This is a genomic window from Vicinamibacteria bacterium, assembly GCA_035620555.1.
GTDB lineage: Bacteria > Acidobacteriota > Vicinamibacteria > Marinacidobacterales > SMYC01 > DASPGQ01.
In genome coordinates, this window is record DASPGQ010000689.1 from 1 (window position 1) to 6,748 (window position 6,748).

5 protein-coding genes are annotated in these 6,748 nt (G+C 63.0%); 4 read left to right on the forward strand and 1 reads right to left on the reverse strand.

Going from position 1 to position 6,748, the window contains the following annotated elements; genetic code table 11:
- Positions 1-1,288 (reverse strand): PQQ-binding-like beta-propeller repeat protein (locus VEK15_27825; GenBank protein ID HXV64538.1); only part of this gene is annotated, 1,288 nt, incomplete at its 3' end.
- Positions 1,289-1,376: 88 nt separating this feature from the next.
- Between VEK15_27825 and VEK15_27830 the strand changes: the two genes are divergently transcribed.
- The 4 genes from VEK15_27830 to VEK15_27845 all read left to right on the forward strand — a co-directional run.
- Complete coding sequence (locus VEK15_27830; GenBank protein HXV64539.1) at positions 1,377-3,545, forward strand: PQQ-binding-like beta-propeller repeat protein; 2,169 nt, start codon at positions 1,377-1,379, stop codon at positions 3,543-3,545.
- Positions 3,542-4,972 carry a PQQ-binding-like beta-propeller repeat protein gene (locus VEK15_27835; GenBank protein HXV64540.1) on the forward strand — a complete coding sequence of 477 codons (1,431 nt, stop codon included), beginning with the start codon at positions 3,542-3,544 and terminating at the stop codon, positions 4,970-4,972. Before VEK15_27830 ends, VEK15_27835 begins: the two co-directional genes overlap by 4 nt.
- Before the next feature lie 10 nt (positions 4,973-4,982).
- Entirely contained in the window at positions 4,983-6,116 is a 1,134-nt protein-coding gene (locus VEK15_27840) for an iron-containing alcohol dehydrogenase (GenBank protein ID HXV64541.1), read from the forward strand.
- Positions 6,104-6,748, forward strand: a 645-nt coding sequence (locus tag VEK15_27845) for a PQQ-binding-like beta-propeller repeat protein (protein HXV64542.1), incomplete at its 3' end; no start/stop codon positions are given. The genes VEK15_27840 and VEK15_27845, both read left to right, overlap by 13 nt.

Below are 6,748 nucleotides of genomic sequence, written 5' to 3' on the forward strand. Positions count from 1 at the left end.
CCCCGGGCTTGACGACTGCGATTTTGCCGAGCTCGCTGGCGAAGTAAATCTTCCCATCCGCGGCAACCGGGGAGGCGAAATAGTTGTCGACCGCTCCTTTCAGCCGGCCCTGATCGATCGCCTCGCCGGTCTGAGGATCGAGCGACGTCACGACCCCGCCGTCGTTCACCATGTAGAGGACGTCCCGGTAGAGCAGCGGCGACGGGAGCTGAGGAACGCGCTTGTGGTATTGCCAGAGGACGCTCTTGTCGGTCATGTCGCCCTCGCCTCCGACACGAATGGCCAGGATTCCATTCCTCGATGCGAGCGAGGCTTCGTAGTATTGCCATTCCTCGCGATTCAGATGCGCGTCCCCGTCCAGGTCGGTAAATCCGAACCAAGACTTGGCGTGGCCCTCGAGCTCATCGCCCGCGAGAAGCCCGTCGTCGTTGCCGTCCCACTCGTCGAGCGCTTGCTGGTAAGTGGGCGCTGCGATCTCGTTTCCCGGCTGATTCTCCGGAGCGCCGTAGCCGTTGACGTAGACCATATCGCCGTGAAGGACGGGGGTCGACTTCATCTCGAAGGAGAGACCGCTCACCCACCAGAGCTTCTCTCCCGTCGCGGCCGCGTAGGACGTCAGGAGAAACGATCCGGGGACGAGTATCTCGATCCCCTCTCTGCCCTGATGCACCACCGGGGTCGAATGGCCGCTTCTCGCCTCGGGCCGGTCGACTCTCCAGGCAACCTCGCCGGTGCCCTTGTCGAGGGCGAGAATGAACGAATGCACGTTCTGGTCGCACACGAGAACGAGCTTGTCTTCGACCACGATCGGCGAGGCGCCCATCCCGTACACGTTGCGAAACGGGCCGAGCGGATGTTTCCATCGCTCGTTTCCATTGAAATCGTACGCGAGCACGCCGAAGTCGGGGAAGAACACGTAGACGCTCTCGTCGTCGACCGCGGGGCTGGGCGAGGCGGCGTTGTTCCTCGGGTCGACCTCCGTCGTCTGCGCCCGAGGCGCGGCGCGCTTCCAAAGCACCCTCCCAGTCTCCCGATCGATGCCGAAAGTCAGCAGGCGCTCGTCTTCGAACGCCGTCAGAAAGATCCGGTCTGAGGCAAGAATGGGAGAAGAATGACCGGGTGGTAGCTCCGTCTTCCACCGGACGTTGCGCTCGGGACCGAACTCGAGGGGAAGAGTCTTTCCCTCGGAAACGACTCCGGTTCCGTTCGGACCTCGAAAGCGGTCCCATCCGGGGCCAAAAACGAGGCCGACCGCGGCGAGAGTGAATAAGAGCAACATGACCGTCATCTTACAACGAGCGGAGCGCTTCTTCACCGGCTTCGGGCTTCACGCAGAAATTTTGACCCCGCCTCTACGCCAAACGATAATACGCGGAATGCGAGCGTCAACCTTTCTTCCATTTCTTTTCGCCATTTCGGCGCTCGGTTTCGGTGCGGAGGACTGGACGGACTGGCGCGGGCCGCTCCGCGACGGTCGCTCATTCGAGACCGGACTTCCATCGAGCTGGTCGCCCGACGGTGACAACCTTGCGTGGAGAGCCCCTTACGGTGGCCGATCGACACCCGTCATCTTTGGCGATCATCTCTATCTGCAAAATAGCGCCGGTGAAGGTGCGGAGCTTCAAGAGCGCATCCTCTGCCTCGACGTCGATACCGGAGAGCTCCTGTGGGAGCGACGGATCAACCTCTATCTCAGCGACGTGCCTCCGCATCGCGTCGGCTGGGCGTCTCCCGTCGTCGACCCCGAAAGCGGAAGCGTTTTCGTGTACACGGTTGGGGGTACGCTCGCGGGCTTCTCGGCCGATGGCCAGCCGCTCTGGGAGCGCTCGCTCGTCGAGGATTTCGGACTCATTACCACGCATGGCGGGCGCACGGCATCGCCCATCATCGACGGCGAGCTGGTGATCGTGAGCGGCCTCAGCTCTGGCTGGGGCGAGCAGGCGCGGGGAGGGCAGCGTTTCTTCGCCTTTCACAAAGCAACGGGTGAGACCTATTGGGTCAGCTCACCCGGTGGCCAGCCCTACGACACCACCTACGCGCCGCCGTACATCACCGAAGTCGATGGAGTCCGCGTGCTGATCACCGGAGGCGGAGACGGCGCGATGCATGCTCTGAAACCCCAGACGGGCGAGCCCGTATGGAGGTTCGAGTACAGCAAGCGCGGCATCAACACCGGCGTTGTCGTAAAAGACGGCGTCGCGATCGTGAGCCAGGGCGAGGAGAACCTGAACACGAGCGAGATGGGCCTCGTCGCTGCGATCGACGCAACGTCGCGAGGGGAGATCCCCATCGACAAAACCAAGTGGGCCGTCGAAGGATTCCTCGGGGGCTTCTCCTCGCCGGTTCTGGACGGCAACCGGTTCTACCTCGTCGACAATAGCGCCAACCTCGCGGCCTTCGACTTTTCGAGCGGCCGCGAGCTGTGGCAGCTCAATCTCGGCACGATACAGCGCGCTTCCCCCGTGCTCGCCGACGGAAAGCTCTACGTCGGTACCGTCAACGGCACCTTTTACATCATTCAGCCGGGCCAGGAACGGGGCGAGTTCCTCGACCGCGACGAGCTTCCATCGGGTTCGGAGTTCGAGGAGATCTATGCATCGGTTGCGGTATCCGACGGACGGGTGTATCTCGCTTCGGCCAATGCGCTCTATGCGATCGGGCCCAAGGAGCGCAAAGAGTCGCCACCGGCGGCGCCGCCTTCGGTCTCCTCTACCCCCGGCGAAGCGACATTCGTGCAGGTCGTCCCGACGGAGCTCGTTCTCGCCCCGGGTGAGAGTGTCGAGCTGCAGGCGCGGCTCTTCGACGCCGCCGGTCGTTTCGTCCGCGAGGCGGAGCCCGAGTGGACTCTGGACGGACTCGAGGGGAGCATCGCCGACGGGCGGTTCACCGCCTCGTCGGATTCCAGTTTCCGGGCCGGCAAGGTGAATGCCACGGAGGGTGCGCTTTCGGGCGCGGCGCGCGTTCGTGTGATTCCTCCGCTCCCCTGGTCCCTGGACTTCGAGTCTCCTGGAGCCATCCCTCCCGCCTGGATCAACGCCACGGGCAAGTTCGAGATCCGTGATGAAGATGGGGGGAAGATCCTCGCCAAGAAGTCGGACAATCCGTTCCTGCGCCGTGCCCGGGTGTACATGGGTCCGTCGAGCTGGTCGAGCTACATCGTCGAAGCGGACGTCAAGGCTCACAAGGAGCGGCGTCAGATGGGTAACGTCGGCGTCATCGCCCAGCGATACCAGCTCACGCTGCTCGGAAACCACCAGCGGCTCGAGTTGCAGTCCTGGCAGCCCGAGACCGAACGGACGGCCAAGATGCCCTTCTCCTGGGAAGGCGACACCTGGTATCGGATGAAGCTCGAGGTTGCGACTTCTCCGGAAGGGCGAGTGGTTGCCCGGGGGAAGGTCTGGGCGCGTGGCGAGCCCGAGCCGGCCGAGTGGCAGCTGACCCGCGAGGACGAGACGCCGAATCTCGAGGGGAGTCCGGGCATTTTCGCCGAGGCTCAGCCCTACGAAGTGTTCTTAGACAATCTCCAAGTGCGAGCTAACCCATGAAAGGCGGAAAGATGAAGAGGTTTCTTCCACTGATAGTGCTGAGCGCGATACCCGCCGCGGCCCAAAACGCAAAGCCCGGTGACTGGCCCATGTGGGGCGGGACCGCGATTCGCAACATGGTCTCCTCGATGACCGGCCTTCCCGAGAGCTGGGACGTCGAGAGTGGAACGAATGTGAAGTGGGTGGCGGGCCTCGGTTCTCAGACTTACGGGAACCCGGTGGTGGCGGGGGGCAAGATATTCGTGGGGTCGAACAACGAGGCCCTCTACGACAAGGAGATACCGGGCGATAAAGGAGTGCTTCTCGCTTTCAACGAAGCCGATGGCAAGTTCTTGTGGCAGATGGTGACCGACAAGCATCCCGCGGGCCGGGTCAACGATTGGCCCTATCAGGGCGTTTGTTCCTCTCCGCTCGTGGAAGGCAACGTCCTCTACTACGTCACCAACCGTGGAGAGGTATTGGCTCTCGACGTGGAAGGCTTTCTCGACGGCGAGAACGACGGGCCTTTCCAGGACGAACAATACAAGAGCCCTCACGACGGCGACATCATCTGGAAGTTCGACATGATGGAGGAGCTCGGCTCGTTCCCCCATAACATGTCCAATTCCTCACCGGTCTCCTATGGGAATCTCATCTTCGTGAGCACGTCCAACGGGCAGGACGAAAGCCACGTCAATATTCCATCGCCGATGTGCCCCGGCATCATCGCGCTCGACAAACGCACGGGCAAGCTCGTATGGGAAGACAACTCCGTCGGTGACAGAATTCTCCATGGCCAATGGTCGGCTGCCGCCGTCGGCGAGATGGGCGGTGTGGTGCAGGTGGTCATGGGCCAGGGCGACGGATGGGTCCGCGGCTACGTCGCCGAGACCGGCGAGAAGCTCTGGGAGTTCGACACCAACCCGAAGGACTCGGTCTGGCCGAAGAATCGCAACAACGTCATCAGCACGCCCGTCCTCTACGAGAACAAGGTCTACATCGCCAACGGGCAGGATCCCGAGCACGGTGAGGGTGTCGGGCATCTCTACGCCATCGATGCCACCAAACGAGGAGACATTACCGGGAGCGGCCTCGTCTGGCATTACGACAAGATCCGGCGGTCGATCTCGACGGCGGCGATCCACGACGGCATCATCTATCTGCCCGATTTCAGCGGCTTCTTCCACGCCCTCGACGTGGAAACGGGAGAGCCCTATTGGGTGCACGATACCTTCGCGGCCGTCTGGGCGTCGCCGCTCGTTGTCGACGGCAAGGTCTACCTCGGAGACGAAGACGGAGATGTCGTGGTACTGAAGCCGGGCAAAGAGGAAGCCGTGGTCGCGGAGATGAACATGGGAAGCTCGGTATACAGCTCGGCGGTTCCCGCCAACGGCGTTCTCTACGTCGCAACCCGGAACCAGCTATTCGCTCTCGCTCGAGACGAATAACCCATTCGAGATGCTCTCCGCGTTCGAGTACAGGACCCAGCCCCGGCTCGTTTTCGGACCGGGGTATATCGCGCGTCTCGGCGACATCGCCCGGGAATTGGGGTTTCAGCGAGCTCTCTTCGTCGCCGACCCCGGGGTCATGGCAACGCCTCATGCGGGACGTGCTCTCGAGTCGCTCCGCAATGCGGGCATCTCGATCGTCACCTTCACCGACTTCCACGAGAATCCGGACACCGAAATGGTGGAGCGGGGCCGCGTCGTCGCGGCTCGCGAGAAGGTGGACTCGCTCATCGGTTTCGGCGGTGGAAGCTCGATGGACTGTGCGAAAGCCATCAGCTTCCTCGTAACCAACGGTGGTCGGATGTCTGACTACCGCGGCTATGGGATAGCGAAGAATCCTCTTCTCCCGATGATCGGAATCCCCACGACCGCGGGTACGGGAAGCGAGGGACAATCCTACGCGCTGATCTCCGACGCCATCACCCACGTCAAGATGGCCTGCGGCGTGCCCACGGCGGCTTTTCGGGTGGCTCTCCTCGACCCCGAGCTCACCGTGACCCAGCCGCCGGATGTAACGGCGACAGCCGGCTACGATGCGCTTTCCCACGCGGTCGAGACTTACGTCACCACGAGACGAAACCCGCTTTCCGACATGTTCTCGCGCGAGGCGTTTCGCTTGTTGTCGCGGCACTACACGAGGGTGTTGTCCCATCCGGACGACATCGAGGCGCGGGCGGCGATGCAGCTCGGGGCGCATTACGCCGGAGTGGCGATCGAGAACTCGATGCTCGGGGCGACACATGCCTGCGCCAACCCGCTGACGCAGCATTATGGGGCGGTCCACGGCCGCGCCATTGCCGTCTGTCTCCCGAGCGTGGTCCGCTTCAACAGAGATTTCGTCGACGCTCGTTACGGCGAGCTCATGGCGGTGGCGGGCCGCAAGGGAAGCGGCGACGCCCTCGCGTCGCTCCTCGAGGAGCTGGCCTCAGTGGCGGGTCTGCCCACACGCCTCGGCCAGGTCGGCGTCGGCGATGACGCCATCGCCGATCTGGCGAAGGACGCGGCCGAGCAATGGACGGGCCGTTTCAATCCTCGACCCTTCGACGAGGAGGCGGCCCGGGAGATCTATCGTTGGGCCTCCTGATCCTCGTCTCGCTCCTGCAAGCCGCAGCGGCGCCTGATGAATGGAGCCAGTTCCGGGGGACCCTGCTTCGCACCGGTATCTCGAACGCCGAGATTCCCGATGAGCTGGAGCTTCTCTGGAGCTTCGAAGCCGGATTCTCCATCGACTCGTCGGCCGCCATCGCCGATGAAATCGTCTATATGACCGCGCTGCCGGGTCTGGTCGCGGCGCTACGGCTCGACGATGGCTCGGTCGTCTGGAAACGCGACTTCGGCGAGGAGATGGATCGATTCGGTGAGTCCTCGCCGACGGTCGCCGAAGGAATCGTTTATGTGGGTGACCTCCTCGGAGTCGCCCACGCCTTCGATGTTTCGGACGGCACCACTCGGTGGACCTTCGAGACGGAGAGCGAGATCAAATCGTCACCGGCGGTCATCGACGACCTCGTTCTCGTCGCGTCCTACGACGAGCGTCTCTACGCCCTGGATCGAAAGACGGGCGAGCTGCGATGGAAGTTTCAGAGCCAGGGACCGCTCCACAGCACACCCGGCGTCTCCGACGGTCTCGCCTACGTCACCGGGTGTGATTCGATTCTAAGGGGGATCCGAGTCGAAGACGGGAGCGAAGCCTTTCAGTTGAGCTCCGGGGCCTAC

What these genes read in the sequence shown, in the direction of transcription:
- VEK15_27830 (HXV64539.1), top strand. Translation starts at nt 1,377, where the DNA reads ATGCGAGCGTCAACCTTTCTTCCATTTCTTTTCGCCATTTCGGCGCTC.
- VEK15_27835 (HXV64540.1), top strand. Translation starts at nt 3,542, where the DNA reads ATGAAAGGCGGAAAGATGAAGAGGTTTCTTCCACTGATAGTGCTGAGC.
- VEK15_27840 (HXV64541.1), top strand. Translation starts at nt 4,983, where the DNA reads ATGCTCTCCGCGTTCGAGTACAGGACCCAGCCCCGGCTCGTTTTCGGA.